Below are 17,298 nucleotides of genomic sequence, written 5' to 3' on the forward strand. Positions count from 1 at the left end.
ATTACTAAGCTCTTCTAGTGTTTAAAGAATCATCCTGGTTTGTAGCAGGTGCATTGTTGTTAACAGGTGCGCCATTTACAGGCTGCTCTTCCTGCTGCCCTTCACGATCCATTTCCATAGGATGCTCCTGCTCAACTTCGCTTTTAGTTTTGCTACGGTCGGTGCCGGCAGTGTGTGCCTGGTAGGTGGTTAAACCTTCAAACGGACGCTTGCCAACAATGCGCTCCAGATCGTTCTGGAACAGGATCTCTTTCTGTAACAGCTCCTGTGCAACCAGTTCCAGTTCGTGGCGCTTATCCATCAGTAATTGTTTTGTGCGCTCGTAGGCTGCTTCAATAATGCTGCGTACTTCATTGTCTATGGTTTCGGCGGTTGCCTCTGAGTATGGTTTGTTAAACGCCATATCAGATTGCTTCGAGTCGTAGAACGATACGTTACCGATTTTAGAGTTCATACCATACATGGTTACAATGCTGTAAGCCATTTTAGTGATACGCTCCAGGTCGCTTAAAGCACCGGTTGAGATCTTACCGAATACGATATCCTCAGCAGCACGTCCACCCAGTGCCATGCACATTTCATCAACAAGCTGCTCTGTAGTATAAAGGAACTGCTCTTTTGGTAAATATTGTGCATAACCTAACGCAGCTACACCACGCGGAACTATACTTACTTTTACCAATGGGTCGGTATGCTCCAGGAACCAGCCTGCAATGGCGTGGCCAGCTTCGTGGTAAGCAACAATTTTTTTCTCCTGCGGAGAGATAATCTTGTTCTTCTTTTCCAAACCACCGATTACGCGGTCAACGGCATCGTTGAAATCCTGTAGTTCTACTGCCTTTTTGTTACGTCGTGCTGCAATCAGAGCGGCCTCGTTACAAACGTTGGCTATTTCGGCACCGGCAAAACCTGGAGTCTGGGCAGCCAGTTTACGGGCATCCACATCAGGGGCGAGCGTAAGTGGCTTTAAGTGTACTTCAAAAATTTCGGTACGGCCGTTAATGTCTGGCTTATCTATACTTACCTGGCGGTCGAAACGGCCCGGGCGAAGTAGAGCAGAGTCAAGGGTATCGGGGCGGTTAGTGGCTGCAAGTATAATTACACCTGAGTCAGTTGCGAAACCGTCCATTTCTACCAGCAGCGAGTTCAATGTGTTCTCACGCTCGTCGTTACCTCCTGGCACCTGGCCACGGCTACGGTGGCGGCCAATGGCATCGATCTCATCAATAAAGATGATACAAGGCGCTTTGGCTTTAGCCTGCTTAAAGAGGTCGCGAACACGGGCAGCACCCACACCCACAAACATCTCCACAAAGTCAGAGCCTGAAAGCGAGAAGAAAGGCACATCGGCTTCGCCGGCAACAGCTTTCGCCAATAAGGTTTTACCGGTACCCGGAGGGCCTACCAGCAAGGCACCTTTCGGTATTTTACCACCAAGTATAGTGAATTTAGAAGGGTTCTTCAGGAACTCTACAATCTCCTGTACTTCTTCTTTTGCTTCCTCCAGGCCGGCCACATCCTTAAACGTGATCTTTACCTTGTTTTCCGCATCAAACAGTGCAGCTTTAGATTTACCGATGTTGAAGATCTGGCCACCTGCACCGCCTGCTGTAACGCGGCGCATCAGGAACCAGAAACCAAATAGTAGTAAAATCAGGAAGCCCCACTGCAGGAAGAAATCAGCAAAGCCGGTACGAGTGTCCAGGCTATAGCCAATGCGTTGCTCCTTTGGCACGTTTTCCTGCATCTTCTCCAAATCTTCCTTAAAAGACTCGGCAGATATGATCTGGAAGTGATAATGTGGCCCCTGGTCAAGTGAAAGTGCACCGCGGTCAGATACCTCATTTTTATACTTTTCGTTCTGCAGCGCTTCTTCTTTCAGGTAAACCTCCACGATTTTGTCGTTCACGATGGTGAGTTTCTTCACATCGTTGCTCAGAAGCATCTCTTCGAAGTTCTGCTGCGTGGTCTCAACAGAGGCGTTACTCTTGTTTAAATAGGTTAATCCGAAAATAAGCAGAATCAGCACCGCCAGCATCCACAGCTGTAAAGTTGGCCGCGGAGGAGTGTTCGGGATGATTGGCTTTTTCTTTCTGTTCCCTTTATTATTATTTTCTGCCATGAATATTAAATTTCAGATGAATTAGAAACACTGTTCCGCCGGTTTTTGTTCGGCAGAAAGTTTTAGTTAAACAGTTTCTACATGATTTATACTGGCATCACCCCAAAGCTCTTCCAGTGCATAAAACTCTCGTTTATCTTTTAGGAAAATGTGTGCTACTACGTCTACATAGTCCAGCAGTACCCATTCTCTGTTGGTACGGCCTTCGCTTTGCCACGGATTCTGGCGAATTGCTTTAAAAACTTCTTCTTCGATAGAGTTGGCGATAGCATCAAGTTGTGTATCGGAGTTGGCAGATGCTATTACGAAATAATCAGAAACGGCATTCTTTAACGATTTAAGATTAATAACGACAATATCGGTAGCCTTCTTTTCCTGCATTCCTTTAACTACAAGTTCTGCCAATATGTCTGAATTAACCTCAACCTTGGTATTTTTCATTTGCGATGTTTAAATTTGAATTACAAAAGTATTAAATTTTGCTTAATCTATGCTGCCTAATACGCTGTTTATGGGCCAGCAGCTGTATTTTCTGCCGGTTTGCGAATCCACTAATTCAGAGGCCCAACAGCTTCTTCTCAAAAATGAAGCCACAGAAGGTTGCACTGTTATAACAGACGAACAAACCAAAGGGCGTGGACAACGGGGTAATGTATGGGAGGCTGCGCCTGGAAAAAACATTACTCTTTCTGTTATTCTGTCACCTACGTTTGTTGCTGTCAGGCACCAGTTTTATCTGAACATGGCTGTTTCGCTGGCCGTGCTTGATTTGTTGCATGAGCAAGGCGCAACAGAAGCCCTGATTAAGTGGCCCAACGATCTCTACCTTGAAGATAAGAAACTTGGTGGGATTTTAATAGAAAACACAATAAATAGCTATTCTTTACAACACAGTATTGTCGGGATTGGTTTAAACATTAATCAACTTCATTTTGGCCATGCTACGGCTACTTCGCTTGCTATGTTACTGGGTTACGACCTGGACCTGAATAAACTCATTGCCCGTTTGCTTGAATTGCTTGAAAAACGCTACCTCGAGCTACGAAATGGTAAAACAGAAAAACTGCGTTACGAATATCTGCAGGCTCTTTACCGCTACCAGGAGCGCCATACTTTTGAAGTAAACGGCAAACGCGTGGAAGGGAGTATAGTTGGCATAAACGAGGACGGCCGGCTTGCGGTAGAAATAGAAAATGAATTGCGTTACTTTGCTTTTAAAGAGATAGCCTACGTTATCTGAGATCTCTGAATTTGTACTTTAAGATATAGATTAAGCAAAAGCGGGAGCCAGAACTGGCTCCCGCTTTTGCTTAAAGTTGAATATAAGTTATTGTACAATCAGCTTCTTCGACTCAATTTTATCGCCCTGCTGGATAGAAATCATGTACATACCTTTTTTGATGTGAAGGCTTTGTAGCAAAAGGTCGGTCTGGCGTGTGCCTGCCACTATAGTTTCGCGGTGAACCTCGCGCCCGTTGCGGTCCATTATTCTAAGTATAGTTCCTGTGGTGTTGGCGTTGCCTAAGGCTACCGTAACAATATTACCGGTAGCAGGGTTAGGGTAAAGCATCAGGTTGCCATCTTCGGCTAAAGTTGCCTTGTTATCTACTGCTATAATTTTGCTGTATTCCGATGTGCCATTTGTGTCAATCTGCTTTAAGCGGTAATAGTTAGTGCCTGCATCTGCTTTTGTATCTGTAAAGTTGTAGCGTTTTGCAGTAGTTGAATTGCCTGCGCCGTTTACCTGGCCTATTGTATTGAAGTTTTTGCCATTGCTGCTCTTTTCAATCTCAAACCTGTCGTTGTCTTTTTCAGAGGCCGTAGACCAGTTAAGCTCGATGCCACTTTCGGTTACTTTGCCCTTAAACGATACAAGTTCTACCGGTAGAGGTACAATAGGCTGGTCGTCGCAGGTGATGGTGTTAAAGCCTGTGTTGTAAAGGTTATCACTTGTAGTGACGCTGATCTGGAAGTATGAATTTCTGTTGTAAAGCTCGGTTGGTATGCTAAAAGTAAATACATCACCGTTTCCGTTCGAGAAGTTAGTGGCATTTTGGGCATCATAAGTTAAAAGGCCGCTTTCTTCATCCAGGGTTACTTTATAATTATACCTTGCTTTGTAAATATTGCCATTGCCGGGTACCGAAACCGGCTGAGGTGCTTCCGGTATTTCAAAAGTTACGGCTGTTACATTAGCAGCTGTTTTGTTCTGAATGCCAAAGCGCAGTGTGGTAGTGCCATCAGTGTTGGTTGTTGCCCCCGCAAAGCCGTAAACAATTTCACCCTGATCGATGATGCATAAAGGGGCAGGTATAGTAGTTGGCAGGCCGCACTCGGCCATGTTAAAAGTTGCTGTGCTGGCATTTGTATTGTTTGCTTCTTTGGCTTGCACGCGTACTGTTTGCAAGGCTGCATAATCTTCTAAAGCTAGGTAATAACGGAAAGTATCTACAGCGCCGGCTTTCAGCTCGATCTTGTTTTTTGCTTCAAACTGAATGGCATTAAAAGCCGTGTTCAGTTTGCTCGAGTTGCCGGTTCTGCCATTTGTTACTATATACTTTGGGTCTCTGGCATAAATGTCAGCAGGAGATGCTGCAGTTTTGCCTTCGGGCAGTTCAAAAGCTACATATTCAAGCCTGGTATTGCAGTTTACCTGTAAAGTATAAGTAAGCATTATGTTATTTGTATTGGTAACTTCTGCCCCGATCATCTGAAATCTAAAGCAGCCCACCTCCTGTGTGCAACCGCTTGCGCTGTCCTGCGCCTTTGCCCCGGCGCAAAAACTGGCAAGTATAGTGAGTAAAAATATGATGCGTTTCATGTAAAGTTCTATCATTAAGTGTAATCCAATTTTGTATGTAAATTTGATTAACGGTATTGAATAACAGCAGTTGCACATTATTAATATGTTTGTTTTTTAGTGCAATTATATTCTTGCTATATTTATACTATTTTAATTGATTTACTTTCTTTTGGCAGAGTTTTAAGAAGTTAGTTGATGTGGTTAGTTATATTGTGATAGTTTTAAGAATATAACTAATGCTTGTTATTGCAAGGAGGTTTGATGCTTGGCTGACAGGTGGGTTGTAGTTAAATAGTGCTATAACTGGAGGTGGAGCAGTTGACTGAAAGTTAAATTGCAAGCTTTATGAAGGACTGGTTATACTTATTTGTTTCGGTATAACCGGTTGCTGAAAAGGAATAGGCATAGTTGTTGTACTATATTTCGGGGAGCAAAATACACAGGCAACCATTGAGACGACTTATGTGTCTCATTTACAAATATTTTAAAAAATATATTTTCGCTTTTAAGGTTTTCGCTTATCTTTGATTGATAAGGGTATAGATTAGAAAAGGAGGTACTATAAAATGAAGACTTTTACTCAATTGGTTTTAACCGTTGCTCTTACAGGTGCACAGCTCTTGGGGTTTGCGTTAAATGCGCATAGCGAGGTAGCAGGGCATAAGGTAAATGCAGGAGTATCCCCTGTAAACAAAGGCGGTGCCACTGTCTGGAAAATGATGCCGGAAAAACAGAAAAGTCTGGTGCTGTCGGCTCAGAATGCGCGTCCTGCTTTCATTATCAGCGATAATGAGCACAATTGCTCAAAAATATATGAATCTGCTGTAGCACCGTCATTCCATTCAGTAGAAACTGCCAGTATTGGCAAAAGCATGTACAGCGCTATTACATTAGCTGCATTTGCGCCTGGCCGCGATATTAAGGAACTGCCATCTATACATGCATATCCGAACCCATCGCGCGGCATTACCCGTTTTTCGCTGAACCATTCCGGCAATGATAACTATAAGATCCGTGTGTCAAACACCATCGGAAGGGTTATACATACCCAGGAACTTACTGCAGCTGACAATACAGACCTGGTGCTAAACATGGAAAGCTGGCCGGCTGGCGTATACTTTTACAGCCTGTTGGTAAACAACAAGACCATTGAAACAAAGCGACTTATTATTCAGAAATAACAGCTTTTAAAATATAGCCTACAGAAGCCGGCCTCCCAAGGCCGGCTTTTTTTGTATTAAATCTCAAAATTGCACCTCGGCAAATCTTTATTTATTATTTTCGGGGCAGAATCAAAATTAGCTATGACTGATTATCGGAGGATAAACAACCTGGTCGGTTGGATCGTGTTCTTAATCGCGACAACCGTTTATGTGTTAACGCTGGAGCCAACTGCCAGCTATTGGGATGCAGGCGAGTTCATTGCCTGCTCGTACAAACTATTGGTGCCGCACCCGCCAGGGGCGCCATTTTACCTGTTGGTAGGCCGTATCTTCTCTATGTTTGCCGGCGATGTTACGCAGGTAGCATGGTGGGTAAACTTGTTGTCGGCGCTTTGCAGCTCGTTCACAGTGCTGTTCCTGTTCTGGTCTATCACCATACTTGCCCGCAGGTTGCTGGTAAAAGAAGGCGAAGCCCCGACAAACGGCAACGTACTTCTGATTATGGGAGCCGGTGCAGTAGGAGCACTAGCTTATACTTTTACTGATTCTGCCTGGTTCTCGGCAGTAGAAGCTGAAGTATACGCCATGTCGTCGTTCTTTACGGCTATTGTTTTCTGGGCTATGCTGCGCTGGGAGTCTAAAGTTGGAGAGGCGCTTTCTGATAAATGGCTTATACTTATAGCTTACCTGGTAGGCCTGTCTATTGGAGCTCACTTACTTAACCTGGTTGCTATACCGGCACTTGCCTTTATTTATTACTTCCGTTTATATAAGCCTACTTTCTGGGGAGGCGTTATCGCTTTCCTGATTAGTGCGGTAGTTGTAATGGCTATACTTTGGGGTGTTATACCGGGCTTGCCGTCGCTGGCAGGTAATGTGGAGGTATTCTTTGTCAACTCGCTTGGCCTGCCTTTCGGATCCGGTATCATCGTATTTGTTGCTATACTTATAGTTGCTATCGTTTTTGGTATCCGGTATTCCATTAAGCATGGTAACCGCGTTCTTAACACAGCTATACTTTGCTTTATCTTTATCCTGATTGGTTATTCATCTTATATGATCATCCCGATCCGATCGTCTTATAACCCGACGATTGATGAGAACGACCCACAGGATATTCTGAGCTTTGTATCTTACCTGAAGCGTGAGCAATACGGCGACCGACCTTTAATCTATGGTCCGCAATACAATGCACAGCCAGTTGATCAGAAAGAAAAAGCACCGCGTTACATCAAAGGCAAGGATAAGTACATAGCAGTACCTGGCGGCGTAGAGGCTATCTATGACAGCAAAGACAAAACCTTGCTACCGCGTATTTACAGCGATAACCCGCAACACCTGGAAGAATATAAAAAATGGGTAGACCTGCGCGAAGGCCAGATGCCGACTTTTGGCCAGAATATGAGCTTCCTGATGCGTTATCAGTTAGGCCACATGTACTGGCGCTATTTCCTGTGGAACTTTGCTGGCCGCGAAAGCGATGTGCAGCAGGCCGGCGTGCTATGGTTTGGTAAAAACGATAACGGCGTGCCGGCTCGTGTAGCAAATAGCATGGCTCGTAACTGTTTCTACCTGCTGCCGCTTTTGGTAGGTATACTTGGTCTGATTTACCAGATCCGCAAGAATGAGCGCGATGCTTTTATAGTTGGTCTGTTGTTTTTCTTTACGGGTATAGCCATTGCGCTTTATCTGAACCAGCCGCCAATAGAGCCTCGCGAGCGAGATTATACTTTTGCAGGCTCATTTTATGCCTTCTCTATCTGGATTGGTTTAGGTGTGTTAGGTTTGGCTGACCTGTTGCAGAAAGTGCTGCGTAATCAGCAGGCGCGTGCTGCGGTAGCTACAGCAGTGTGTTTATCGGTGCCGGTTATACTTGCTGCCGAAGGCTGGGACGATCATGACCGCTCTAACCGTTATCATTCTGTGGATTCTGCCAAAAACCTGCTTGATTCGTGTGCACCTAACGCCATCCTTTTCACAAATGGCGATAACGATACGTTCCCGCTATGGTATGCTCAGGAAGTAGAAGGCTACAGGACTGATGTGCGCGTAGCCGTACTTAGCTACCTGAATACCGATTGGTATATCGACCAGATGAAGCGCCCTTCTTACAAGTCTGCGCCGTGGCCGCTGTCGCTTGAAAATTCGAACTACCGCCAGGGTGTAAACGATTACCTGCCTTATGTTGAAAAACCGCAGGTAGCAGCTGGTATAGATTTGCAGCAGTTTATCAGTTTGGTAAAGGAAAACCATCCGGCCTTGCAGGTGCAGTATGGTGCCGGCACTACGCTGACTTCTTTCCCTACTAAAAACTTCTTCCTAAACATTGATAAAGCAAAAGTGCAGGGAATGGGCTTTATACCTAAAGAGAAGCAGGCTGAAATTACAGACCGCATGCAGTGGACTACCAACAAATCATTCCTGGAGAAAAAGCACCTGATCATACTTGACTTGCTGGCTACAAACAACTGGGAGCGTCCGGTATACTTCTCTACTACAGTAAATGCTTCAGATTTTATTGGTTTGTCTGATTACTTCCAGTTAGATGGCCTGGCGTACCGCATTGTACCTGTCAAAACAGTGAGCGAAGAAATGCCAGGTTACCTGAACAAAGAGGTAATGTATAACAACCTGATGAAGAAGTTCAGCTTCCGTGGTTTCAACGACCCGAACATTTTCTACGACGAGAACTATTTCCGTTTTGCTGCCAATGCACGCGATAAGTTTGGTAAGCTGGCTACAGCTTACCTGCAGGAGGGCAACACAGCCAGAGCGAAAGAAATTATTGATTATTGTTTTGAGCAGCTGCCTGAGAAAACCGTTCCGTTCGATTATTACACGCCTCAGTTTATTACATTGATGTCGAAAGTAGGTGAGCAGCAGCGTGCCAAGCAATTGCTGGATGCCATGGCAAAAAGCTCGCAGGAATCGCTGGATTATTACTTAGACAAAGGTGCCCTGCATGATATGGAGATACAAACAAACCTGTACATTATGCAGCAGCTTGTAACCGAAGCGCAGGCAATTGGCGATGAGCAACGTGCCCAGCAAATACAGGGGCAGTTCATGCAATATCTGCAGCGCATACGGCGTTAAACAAAATAGAGAGTTAAACAGTAAAAAAGCCAGGCAGCGTTTGTTGCCTGGCTTTTTGTTTTCTGGCTGTTGCTCAATCCTATACTTCATGAAGCTCAGATGCTTAACTCTCTTAGGCTGCACAACAATGTTATTGGCTGCATGTGGCTCGCCACCGGATACGCGCATGCCGGAAACAGCTTATGCTAAGCCGCTGCTACCAGAAATTATACTTCAGACGGATCATTATACTTTAAACGACAGTCTGCACCTGTTTATGAAGTTTGAAGATGTGAATCAGGTGGTTGATGTGCAGCAAAGTGCCATGCAGGTACAGTATGATGTGCGCGCAGGCAAAGGCGAAAAAGATCCACTGCTCACACAGGATTCCATTCAGGTAGATACAGAGATTGATCCGGCAAATGGAGGTAGTTTATACTTGTCGCTGAGGCTGCCAGCCAAATTTGTTGCTGAGCCTAATGTGCTATACCTGCGTTTGCGGCAAAAGCTGGTAGGGCAGGAGCGGCTCTCAACCTTTTATAAAGTACCGTTGCAACCTAAAATGCTGCAAAAAAAATACCTGCTGGTACAGGCAAAATCTGGCAGATCGCTTTTCAGTAACTATACTACTACTACCGAAAAATTGCTTTTACACCAGTTCGGCGTTACAGAGCCAATAAAACTACAGCGCTACGATGCTGCATTTATGGCCGCTTTACCACCTATGTCTACCCGGCAGCAAGCTATACCTCAAACTATAAATGCAATAGATACCCTTTCTTATACTTCCGGCGACACGATACAACTACACAATTCTGGCTTATACTTGATTCAGCAGAAGGAAGCGCAGCCAGAAGGCTTATTAGTTGAGAGAGACGCTTTTCCTTTAGTTACCACATCGCAGGAATTACTGCAGCCACTCATTTATATTACAACCTCAGCAGAGCGCGAAGCCCTGTTTAAAGCACCTGACCCTAAAGCAGCTGTAGATGGTTTCTGGTTAAAAGTAGCCGGCGATAAAAGTATAGCCCGTGAGCTGATCAGGAAGTACTATGGGCGTGTAGAGTTTGCAAACAAGCTTTATACTTCGCACAAGGCAGGCTGGGCCACGGATCGTGGAATGATCTATATTATTTACGGAAGGCCAAGCCAGGTAACGCGCGTCGGCAACTCTGAGGTATGGACATACCGCGAATCTGAGCTGATGCCTTACATCAAGTTCGTTTTTAACAAAAAACAGAATACCTTTACAGAAAATCATTATGAGCTGGAACGGCGCCGCGATTACGAGGAGAGCTGGTACAGCACAGTTGCACAATGGAGAGCAGGTATAACAGAAATATAAATTCGCGCTACGGCAGCCCCAGAGCACCGAGAGAAGCCAGAGAAGAAAAGATCGAAATGCTATTCGGGCTTCGTCCGATAATAGAAGCCATGCTTGCGGGCAAAGGACTGGAGAAAATCTTCCTGCAGAAAACAGCCAAGAACCCAACCGTTGATGAGTTGCTGGAGCTGGCAAAGCGTTCGGATGTACCGGTATCTATGGTGCCGATCGAGAAGCTGAACAAACTTACACGCAAGAACCACCAGGGAGCTGTAGCCTACTCATCGGCTATTACCTATGCGCCTTTGCAGGAAATTGTAACCTCCCTTTTTGAGAAAGGTAAAAACCCACTTTTGCTTATACTTGATCGCATTACCGATGTCAGAAACTTCGGATCTATAGCGCGAAATGCAGAGTGTTTAGGTGTGGATGCCATTGTTATTCCGAGCCGCGGTGGCGCTCAGATCAACGCTGATGCCCTGAAAACATCGGCTGGTGCCCTGCACCTGGTGCCGGTTTGCCGCGAGCCAAATCTGAAAGAAACCATAGAATACCTACAGAACTCTGGTATACAGATTGTGGCCTGTACCGAAAAAACAGACGATAACCTGACCGATGATAAAGTAGATATGGTTGGCCCTACTGCTATTATTATGGGAAGTGAGGAAGACGGTATTTCGCCGGAATACCTGAAAAAAGCAGATGCCCGCCTGCGTATCCCGTTACTGGGTCAGATCGGCTCGCTAAACGTATCAGTAGCTACTGGCATTATACTTTACGAGGCTATGAGCCAGCGCCTGAAGGCCGGTGATGTTGCCCTTAAAGCGTAAGTTTAAATAACCATTTATACTTAAAGATTTATACTTCTGAAAGTATAAGGCTATAAAACAGAAACCCCTGCAACTATAAAGCTGCAGGGGTTTCTGTTTTATGTAAAGGGCAAAAGCCTCTTGAAATTTATACTTGACTTAAATGTAATTCGGGCCTTTTTTAGATTTGGCATCCGACATAAATTCTTTTACCTTTTGCTCTTCATCCAGTTTGCAGATCATCAGTACATTGTCGTGTTCGGCTATGATATAACCCTCCAGGCCCTGTACCACTACTAAACGCTCTTTTGGCGTTTTAATGATACAGTTATTCGTGTCGTATAACATTACTTCGCCATCTACAACATTTTGCTGCTCATCTTTCTGGCCAATGGTGTAAAGCGAGTTCCACGTGCCCAGGTCAGACCAGCCAATGTCGCTCAGCAGTACAAACACATTATCCACTTTCTCCATAATGCCATAGTCAATAGATACGTTACGGCAATGTGAGTAAGCTCTAGTTATGAAGTTCTGCTCTTCAGGTGTGTTCAGCTTTTGGCTGCCTTCTTCAAATATTTCATTCACTTCAGGCAGGTACTCGCGGAAGGCACTAAGTATACTTTGCACATTCCAGATAAAGATACCCGAGTTCCATACAAAGTCGCCGCTGTTGAGGAACATTTGCGCAAGCTCCAGGTTCGGCTTCTCGGTAAAAGTTTTTACCTTTTTTAAGTTATTGTCATTGTGGTCAATAAACTGGATGTAGCCATAACCGGTATCAGGGCGGCTTGGTGTAATGCCCAGTGTTAGCAAAATATTATCCTGGCTGGCTGCCTGTATTGCTTCTTTTACCACCTTCGTAAAGGCTTCTTCTTTTAGCACCACGTGGTCGGCAGGGGTAACTACCAGGTTCGCGTTCGGGTTGATCTGTGCAATTTTATGAGAAGCGTAAGCAATACAAGGGGCGGTATTACGGCCAATCGGCTCCAGCAATATCTGGTTATCGGTTAGCTGCGGTAGTTGCTCTTTAACAAGGGCTTCATAGTCGCGGTTGGTAACTATAAAGATGTTTTCATCCGGGCAGATGTCCTTAAAGCGTTTCATTGTCATCTGCAGCATGCTTTCGCCTATGCCCAGCACATCATGGAACTGCTTTGGGTAGTTGGTGCGGCTAAATGGCCAGAAGCGGCTTCCTATGCCGCCAGCCATTATTACCACGTAGGTGTTCTTATCCATTGCTATATAAGTCCTTCTTTCAATAAATCGTGGAGGTGAACAAAGCCTTTGAAATTGCCGGCTTCGGTTACAACTAATTGTGTTATACTTTTATCCTGCATAATGGCCAGCGCCTCAGCAGCATATTGATCTGGCTCTATAGTGAGTGGGGAAGGCGTCATAATATCGACTGCTTTAATACCATCTATAGATTCATATTTGTCCAGCATACGGCGCAAATCGCCATCGGTTATAATACCAACCAATTCGGAGCTATTATTTTTTACTACAGCTGTGGCACCCAGCCTATTAGAAGATATTTCAATAATAATTTCTTTCAGTGTAGCGTTCTCTTTAACACTTGGGGCTTGGTTAAGGCCGTAAATGTCTTCTACTTTCAGGTAAAGGCGCTTGCCAAGCGAGCCACCAGGATGCAGGCGGGCAAAATCGGCACTGCTGAAGCCACGGGCCTCAAGCAGGCAAACCGCAAGGGCATCACCAAGTGCCAAAGCAGCGGTAGTACTGGTAGTAGGAGCCAGGTTGTTTGGGCAGGCTTCGCGTTCTACAGAGGCGTTAAGTATAAAATCGGCGCTGGTAGCCAGGTAAGAATCTATACTGGATACCATGGCCGCCAGTTTAGAACCTTTACGCTTGAGTAACGGAACTAAAACTTTTATTTCCGGTGTATTACCGCTTTTAGAGATACAGATCACAAAGTCTTCGGCCTGGATCATGCCTAAGTCGCCGTGAATAGCATCAGCGGCGTGCATAAAAAGAGCGGGTGTACCGGTAGAATTAAGGGTGGCTACAATTTTAGAAGCAATGTTTGCGCTCTTGCCAATACCCGTTACAACTACGCGCCCTTTAATGTGCAAAATGGCTTCGACGCAATTTTTAAAATCTTCGTCGATAAAATCTGCCAGTCTGGCGATTGCCTCGGCTTCTGCCATTAAGACTTTTTTTGCGGTCGAGGTTATATTATTAATGATATTCAAGTTAAATTTGTGTTAATGTATTCTGAATGGATACGTTGCACTTAGAATTATTTTGCAAGTTTCATGTCACTAAAAGAGGTCAATCTCAAGAACAAATTAAAGGAAGTTTTCGGGTATAATCAATTCAGAGGAAACCAGGAGCTGATAATAAACAATATTATCAACGGTAAAAACACCTTTGTAATTATGCCTACAGGCGCGGGCAAGTCATTGTGTTATCAATTGCCTGCACTCTCGCTTCCGGGAACCGCTATTGTTATTTCGCCGCTAATCGCCTTGATGAAGAACCAGGTAGATCAGTTAAATGCGTTTGGCGTGAATGCGCAATTCCTTAATTCTACTTTATCGAAGTCTGAAATAAATAAAGTTAAAAAAGAAACGCTGGCCGGCGAAGTAAAGCTTTTGTATGTGGCCCCGGAGTCGCTAACGAAAGAAGAAACTGTTGAATTCCTGCGTAGTTCTAATATTTCTTTTGTTGCCATTGATGAAGCGCACTGCATTTCAGAGTGGGGACATGATTTCCGACCGGAATACCGCAGAATACGTGGCATAATTGACCAGATCGGAAACTTGCCTATTATTGCCCTTACGGCTACAGCAACGCCAAAAGTACAGCTCGACATCCAACGCAACCTGCAAATGGATGAAGCATCGGTGTTTAAGTCGTCGTTTAACCGCACTAACCTGTACTACGAGGTACGCCCGAAGCATAATACCAAAAAACAGCTAATACAGTACGTTAAGAAAAACAAAGGCAAAAGCGGAATTGTATATTGCCTGAGCCGCAAAAAGGTAGAAGAGATTGCCGAATTACTGCGCGTAAATGATGTAAAGGCATTGCCTTATCATGCCGGGCTGGATGCCAGCATTCGTATGGCCAACCAGGATGCTTTCCTGAACGAGGAAGCAGACGTAATTGTAGCCACCATTGCCTTTGGTATGGGTATAGATAAGCCGGATGTGCGTTTTGTAATCCACTATGATACCCCTAAATCAATAGAAGGTTATTACCAGGAAACCGGCCGCGGCGGACGCGACGGGCTGGAAGGAAACTGCCTGATGTTCTACAGTTACGACGATATTGTTAAGCTGGAGAAGTTTAATAAAGATAAACCTGTAACTGAGCGCGACAACTCAAAACTATTGTTGCAGGAAATGGCAGCTTACGCTGATTCTGCCGTATGCCGCCGCAAGCAACTGCTACACTACTTTGGTGAAGCATACGAAAAAGATTGTGGTTTCTGCGATAACTGTCTGCACCCTAAAGAGCGTTTTGAGGCGCAGGAAGAAGCCCAACTGGCACTGAAAGCAGTGCAGCAAACAGGCCAGCGCTTTGGTATAGATCATATTACGGCTGTACTTACAGGCTTGCGCAACCAATACACTACCAGCTACGATCACGACAAATTAGAAGTGTTTGGGGCGGGCAAAGAGCACGATGTACAATTCTGGGGCTCTGTGCTGCGGCAGGTGTTGCTATCTGAGTTCCTCGAAAAAGACATCGAAAACTTTGGCGTAGTAAAACTGACACAGAAAGGCCTTGATTTTATAGAGAAGCCATTTGCAATACAGCTAACCAAAGACCATAACTTTGAGCAGGAAGTAAAAGAAGACGAAGAGAAGGAAGAAACACAGGCCGCTGCCGGCCATGATGAAGTGCTTTTTGACTTACTCAAGAACCTGCGCAAAAAACTGGCGAAAGAAAAAGGACTACCGCCTTACGTGCTTTTCCAGGATCCGTCCTTAAAGGAAATGGCTACCACTTACCCTACCTCTAAAGAAGAGCTGGCGCATATTGCCGGTGTAGGTATGGGTAAAGTTCAGAAATTCGGAAAACCGTTCCTGGATCTGATTGGCAAGTATGTGGAGGAAAACGATATCGTAACAGCCTCTGATGTTGTGGTTAAGACAACGGTTAATAAATCGAAGATCAAAATCTACATCATCCAGCAGATAGATAAGAAAGTAGATCTGGAGGAAATCGCCTCTTCGAAAGACCTGACAATGCAGGAACTGATCGAGGAAATTGAGCATATCTGTTATTCTGGCACTAAACTAAATCTTAACTACTACATTAACAGTGTATTAGACCATGAGCGCCAAGAGGATATCTATGATTACTTTATGAACGCCAGCACCGATAATATAGCCGTTGCCTTAAAAGAGTTAGGAGCGGATGAGTTTACGGAAGAGGATTTGCGCTTGATGCGTATTAAATTCTTGTCGGAATACGCTAACTAATCGTGCGCATGAAAAATTGAAAAGAACAAGGCCAGCAACTATAGTCGCTGGCCTTGTTCTTTAATAAAAGCGCTAAGAACTAAAGTATAAAGTATAAGGTGCTTAAACTAAAAGTGGTAAATTCGCAGCATCAGCATCAGGTTGTGCTACCAGTTTTTGATGAAACATATAAAGTATAAATACTCGTTAACGGTTGCTGTTAACGCATAACTATAAAACTATGAATGTACTCATTATAGGATCCGGAGCCAGAGAGCATGCCATTGCCTGGAAGCTTAGCCAAAGCGAATACTGCGACAAAGTTTTTGTGGCCCCAGGTAATGCCGGCACCTCAGACTTTCATACCAACGCCAGCATCGATATTCATAATTTTGAAGAATTGGCAAAGTTTGCCTGCGATTTTAATATTATGATGGTAGTGGTGGGACCGGAAAACGCGTTGGTAGAAGGCATACACGATTACTTCCAGAATTCTGAATACCTGAAGCACATACTGGTGGTTGGCCCTACAAAAGCCGGTGCCATGCTGGAAGGTAGCAAAGACTTTTGTAAAGCTTTTTTCTCTCGCCACAACATTCCTACTGCACGTTACCAGACCTTTACAGAAGCCACTTACCGCGATGCAGTAGAATACCTGCGCAACCATAGTTACCCGGCTGTACTTAAAGCGGATGGCCTGGCGGCTGGTAAAGGTGTTATTATAGCACAAACATTTGATGAGGCTATTGATGCCCTGGAAGACCTGCTGCGTAATAAAAAGTTTGGTAATGCCGGTAGCAAAGTAGTAATAGAAGAATATCTGCAAGGTATAGAGGTGTCAGTGTTTATACTTACCGATGGTAAAGAATACGTGCTGTTGCCTGAAGCAAAAGACTATAAGCGCATTGGTGAAGCCGATGCCGGCCTTAACACAGGTGGTATGGGGGCTGTGTCGCCGGTGCCGTTTGCCGATGATGCCTTTATGCAAAAAGTAAAAGACCGCGTAATTACGCCAACTTTAACGGGGCTTCAGCAGGATAACATCCCATACACTGGTTTCCTGTTTATCGGGCTGATGAATGTAAATGGCGACCCTTACGTGATTGAGTATAACGTACGCTTAGGCGATCCGGAAACAGAAGCGATCATACCACGCATTAAATCTGACCTTTTTGAGCTGTTCCGCGCCCTGCACGACCATAAACTGGGAAGCTTTAAACTGGAAATAGACCCACGTACTGCCGCAACTGTATTTTTGGTATCTGGGGGCTATCCGGAAGGTTTCGAGAAAGGAAAAGTGATAACCGGCCTGGAAAATGTGGATAAGGATGTGTTGGTGTTCCATGCAGGTACTAAAATTGTAAATGATAAATTGATAAACAACGGAGGCCGTGTTATAGCTGTAACCGCCCTAGGCGATACACTGGAGGAAGCCCTGGCAAAAGCTAACAAAGCTGCCGAAACTATAACCTGGCAAAACCGCTATTACCGCCGTGATATTGGTTTTGACCTGCGCACTATAAAAGCTGGTATATAAAGTATACTTAGTTTAAAAACAGCAAAGGCCAGCTA

Annotated in this window: 12 protein-coding genes; 7 read left to right on the plus strand and 5 right to left on the minus strand. The window is 44.7% G+C overall.

Translation table 11 applies throughout. The features are described 5' to 3' along the window. Positions 1 to 4 precede the first annotated feature (4 nt). Together ftsH and rsfS are read right to left on the minus strand one after the other, a co-directional pair. Positions 5 to 2,122, minus strand: coding sequence for an ATP-dependent zinc metalloprotease FtsH (gene ftsH, locus LWP20_RS03985; protein ID WP_242926812.1), 2,118 nt, complete (start codon positions 2,120 to 2,122; stop codon positions 5 to 7). Between the two features lie 66 nt (positions 2,123 to 2,188). Further along, on the minus strand, positions 2,189 to 2,563 hold the full coding sequence (gene rsfS, locus LWP20_RS03990) for a ribosome silencing factor (protein ID WP_242926813.1): 375 nt from the start codon (positions 2,561 to 2,563) through the stop codon (positions 2,189 to 2,191). A gap of 49 nt (positions 2,564 to 2,612) precedes the next feature. Between rsfS and LWP20_RS03995 the strand changes: the two genes are divergently transcribed. Beyond that, complete coding sequence (locus tag LWP20_RS03995; RefSeq protein WP_242926814.1) at positions 2,613 to 3,362, plus strand: biotin--[acetyl-CoA-carboxylase] ligase; 750 nt, start codon at positions 2,613 to 2,615, stop codon at positions 3,360 to 3,362. Between the two features lie 87 nt (positions 3,363 to 3,449). On the opposite strand, the gene LWP20_RS04000 is transcribed toward LWP20_RS03995, so the two are convergent. After that, positions 3,450 to 4,943 (minus strand): T9SS type A sorting domain-containing protein, encoded by a 1,494-nt coding sequence (locus LWP20_RS04000; RefSeq protein ID WP_242926815.1) that lies wholly within the window; start codon positions 4,941 to 4,943, stop codon positions 3,450 to 3,452. A gap of 548 nt (positions 4,944 to 5,491) precedes the next feature. Here LWP20_RS04000 and LWP20_RS04005 point away from each other — a divergent pair. The 4 genes from LWP20_RS04005 (at position 5,492) to rlmB (ending at position 11,317) form a co-directional block, all read left to right on the plus strand. After that, entirely contained in the window at positions 5,492 to 6,106 is a 615-nt protein-coding gene (locus LWP20_RS04005) for a T9SS type A sorting domain-containing protein (protein ID WP_242926816.1), read from the plus strand. A 123-nt stretch (positions 6,107 to 6,229) separates the two neighbouring features. Then, a complete protein-coding gene (locus tag LWP20_RS04010) occupies positions 6,230 to 9,184 on the plus strand; it encodes a glycosyltransferase family 117 protein (RefSeq protein WP_242926817.1) in 2,955 nt (984 codons plus the stop codon). Positions 9,185 to 9,272: 88 nt separating this feature from the next. Beyond that, on the plus strand, positions 9,273 to 10,508 hold the full coding sequence (locus tag LWP20_RS04015) for a GWxTD domain-containing protein (RefSeq protein WP_242926818.1): 1,236 nt from the start codon (positions 9,273 to 9,275) through the stop codon (positions 10,506 to 10,508). Further along, on the plus strand, positions 10,481 to 11,317 hold the full coding sequence (gene rlmB, locus LWP20_RS04020) for a 23S rRNA (guanosine(2251)-2'-O)-methyltransferase RlmB (RefSeq protein WP_242926819.1): 837 nt from the start codon (positions 10,481 to 10,483) through the stop codon (positions 11,315 to 11,317). Before LWP20_RS04015 ends, rlmB begins: the two co-directional genes overlap by 28 nt. 138 nt (positions 11,318 to 11,455) lie before the next feature. On the opposite strand, the gene LWP20_RS04025 is transcribed toward rlmB, so the two are convergent. Both LWP20_RS04025 and LWP20_RS04030 read right to left on the minus strand, forming a co-directional pair. Next, complete coding sequence (locus LWP20_RS04025; RefSeq protein ID WP_242926820.1) at positions 11,456 to 12,532, minus strand: mannose-1-phosphate guanylyltransferase; 1,077 nt, start codon at positions 12,530 to 12,532, stop codon at positions 11,456 to 11,458. A 2-nt stretch (positions 12,533 to 12,534) separates the two neighbouring features. After that, the gene (locus LWP20_RS04030; RefSeq protein WP_437179396.1) at positions 12,535 to 13,506 is read right to left on the minus strand and encodes a KpsF/GutQ family sugar-phosphate isomerase; all 972 of its coding nucleotides are present in this window, start codon (positions 13,504 to 13,506) and stop codon (positions 12,535 to 12,537) included. A 63-nt stretch (positions 13,507 to 13,569) separates the two neighbouring features. Between LWP20_RS04030 and recQ the strand changes: the two genes are divergently transcribed. Both recQ and purD read left to right on the plus strand, forming a co-directional pair. Next, positions 13,570 to 15,747 (plus strand): DNA helicase RecQ, encoded by a 2,178-nt coding sequence (gene recQ, locus LWP20_RS04035; protein ID WP_242926822.1) that lies wholly within the window; start codon positions 13,570 to 13,572, stop codon positions 15,745 to 15,747. Positions 15,748 to 15,967: 220 nt separating this feature from the next. Next, positions 15,968 to 17,263, plus strand: a complete 1,296-nt coding sequence (gene purD / locus LWP20_RS04040; RefSeq protein ID WP_242926823.1) for a phosphoribosylamine--glycine ligase — start codon at positions 15,968 to 15,970, stop codon at positions 17,261 to 17,263. Positions 17,264 to 17,298 lie beyond the last annotated feature (35 nt).

The sequence above is a fragment of the Pontibacter vulgaris genome (genome assembly GCF_022758145.1).
Lineage (GTDB): Bacteria > Bacteroidota > Bacteroidia > Cytophagales > Hymenobacteraceae > Pontibacter > Pontibacter vulgaris.

Excerpts from the sequence above, each read along its gene's own strand:
- LWP20_RS04015 (WP_242926818.1), top strand. The coding sequence starts at position 9,273 with ATGAAGCTCAGATGCTTAACTCTCTTAGGCTGCACAACAATGTTATTG.
- rsfS (WP_242926813.1), bottom strand. The coding sequence starts at position 2,563 with ATGAAAAATACCAAGGTTGAGGTTAATTCAGACATATTGGCAGAACTT.
- LWP20_RS04005 (WP_242926816.1), top strand. The coding sequence starts at position 5,492 with ATGAAGACTTTTACTCAATTGGTTTTAACCGTTGCTCTTACAGGTGCA.
- rlmB (WP_242926819.1), top strand. The coding sequence starts at position 10,481 with ATGGAGAGCAGGTATAACAGAAATATAAATTCGCGCTACGGCAGCCCC.
- LWP20_RS03995 (WP_242926814.1), top strand. The coding sequence starts at position 2,613 with ATGCTGCCTAATACGCTGTTTATGGGCCAGCAGCTGTATTTTCTGCCG.
- LWP20_RS04000 (WP_242926815.1), bottom strand. The coding sequence starts at position 4,943 with ATGAAACGCATCATATTTTTACTCACTATACTTGCCAGTTTTTGCGCC.
- ftsH (WP_242926812.1), bottom strand. The coding sequence starts at position 2,122 with ATGGCAGAAAATAATAATAAAGGGAACAGAAAGAAAAAGCCAATCATC.
- LWP20_RS04010 (WP_242926817.1), top strand. The coding sequence starts at position 6,230 with ATGACTGATTATCGGAGGATAAACAACCTGGTCGGTTGGATCGTGTTC.
- LWP20_RS04025 (WP_242926820.1), bottom strand. The coding sequence starts at position 12,532 with ATGGATAAGAACACCTACGTGGTAATAATGGCTGGCGGCATAGGAAGC.
- purD (WP_242926823.1), top strand. The coding sequence starts at position 15,968 with ATGAATGTACTCATTATAGGATCCGGAGCCAGAGAGCATGCCATTGCC.
- recQ (WP_242926822.1), top strand. The coding sequence starts at position 13,570 with ATGTCACTAAAAGAGGTCAATCTCAAGAACAAATTAAAGGAAGTTTTC.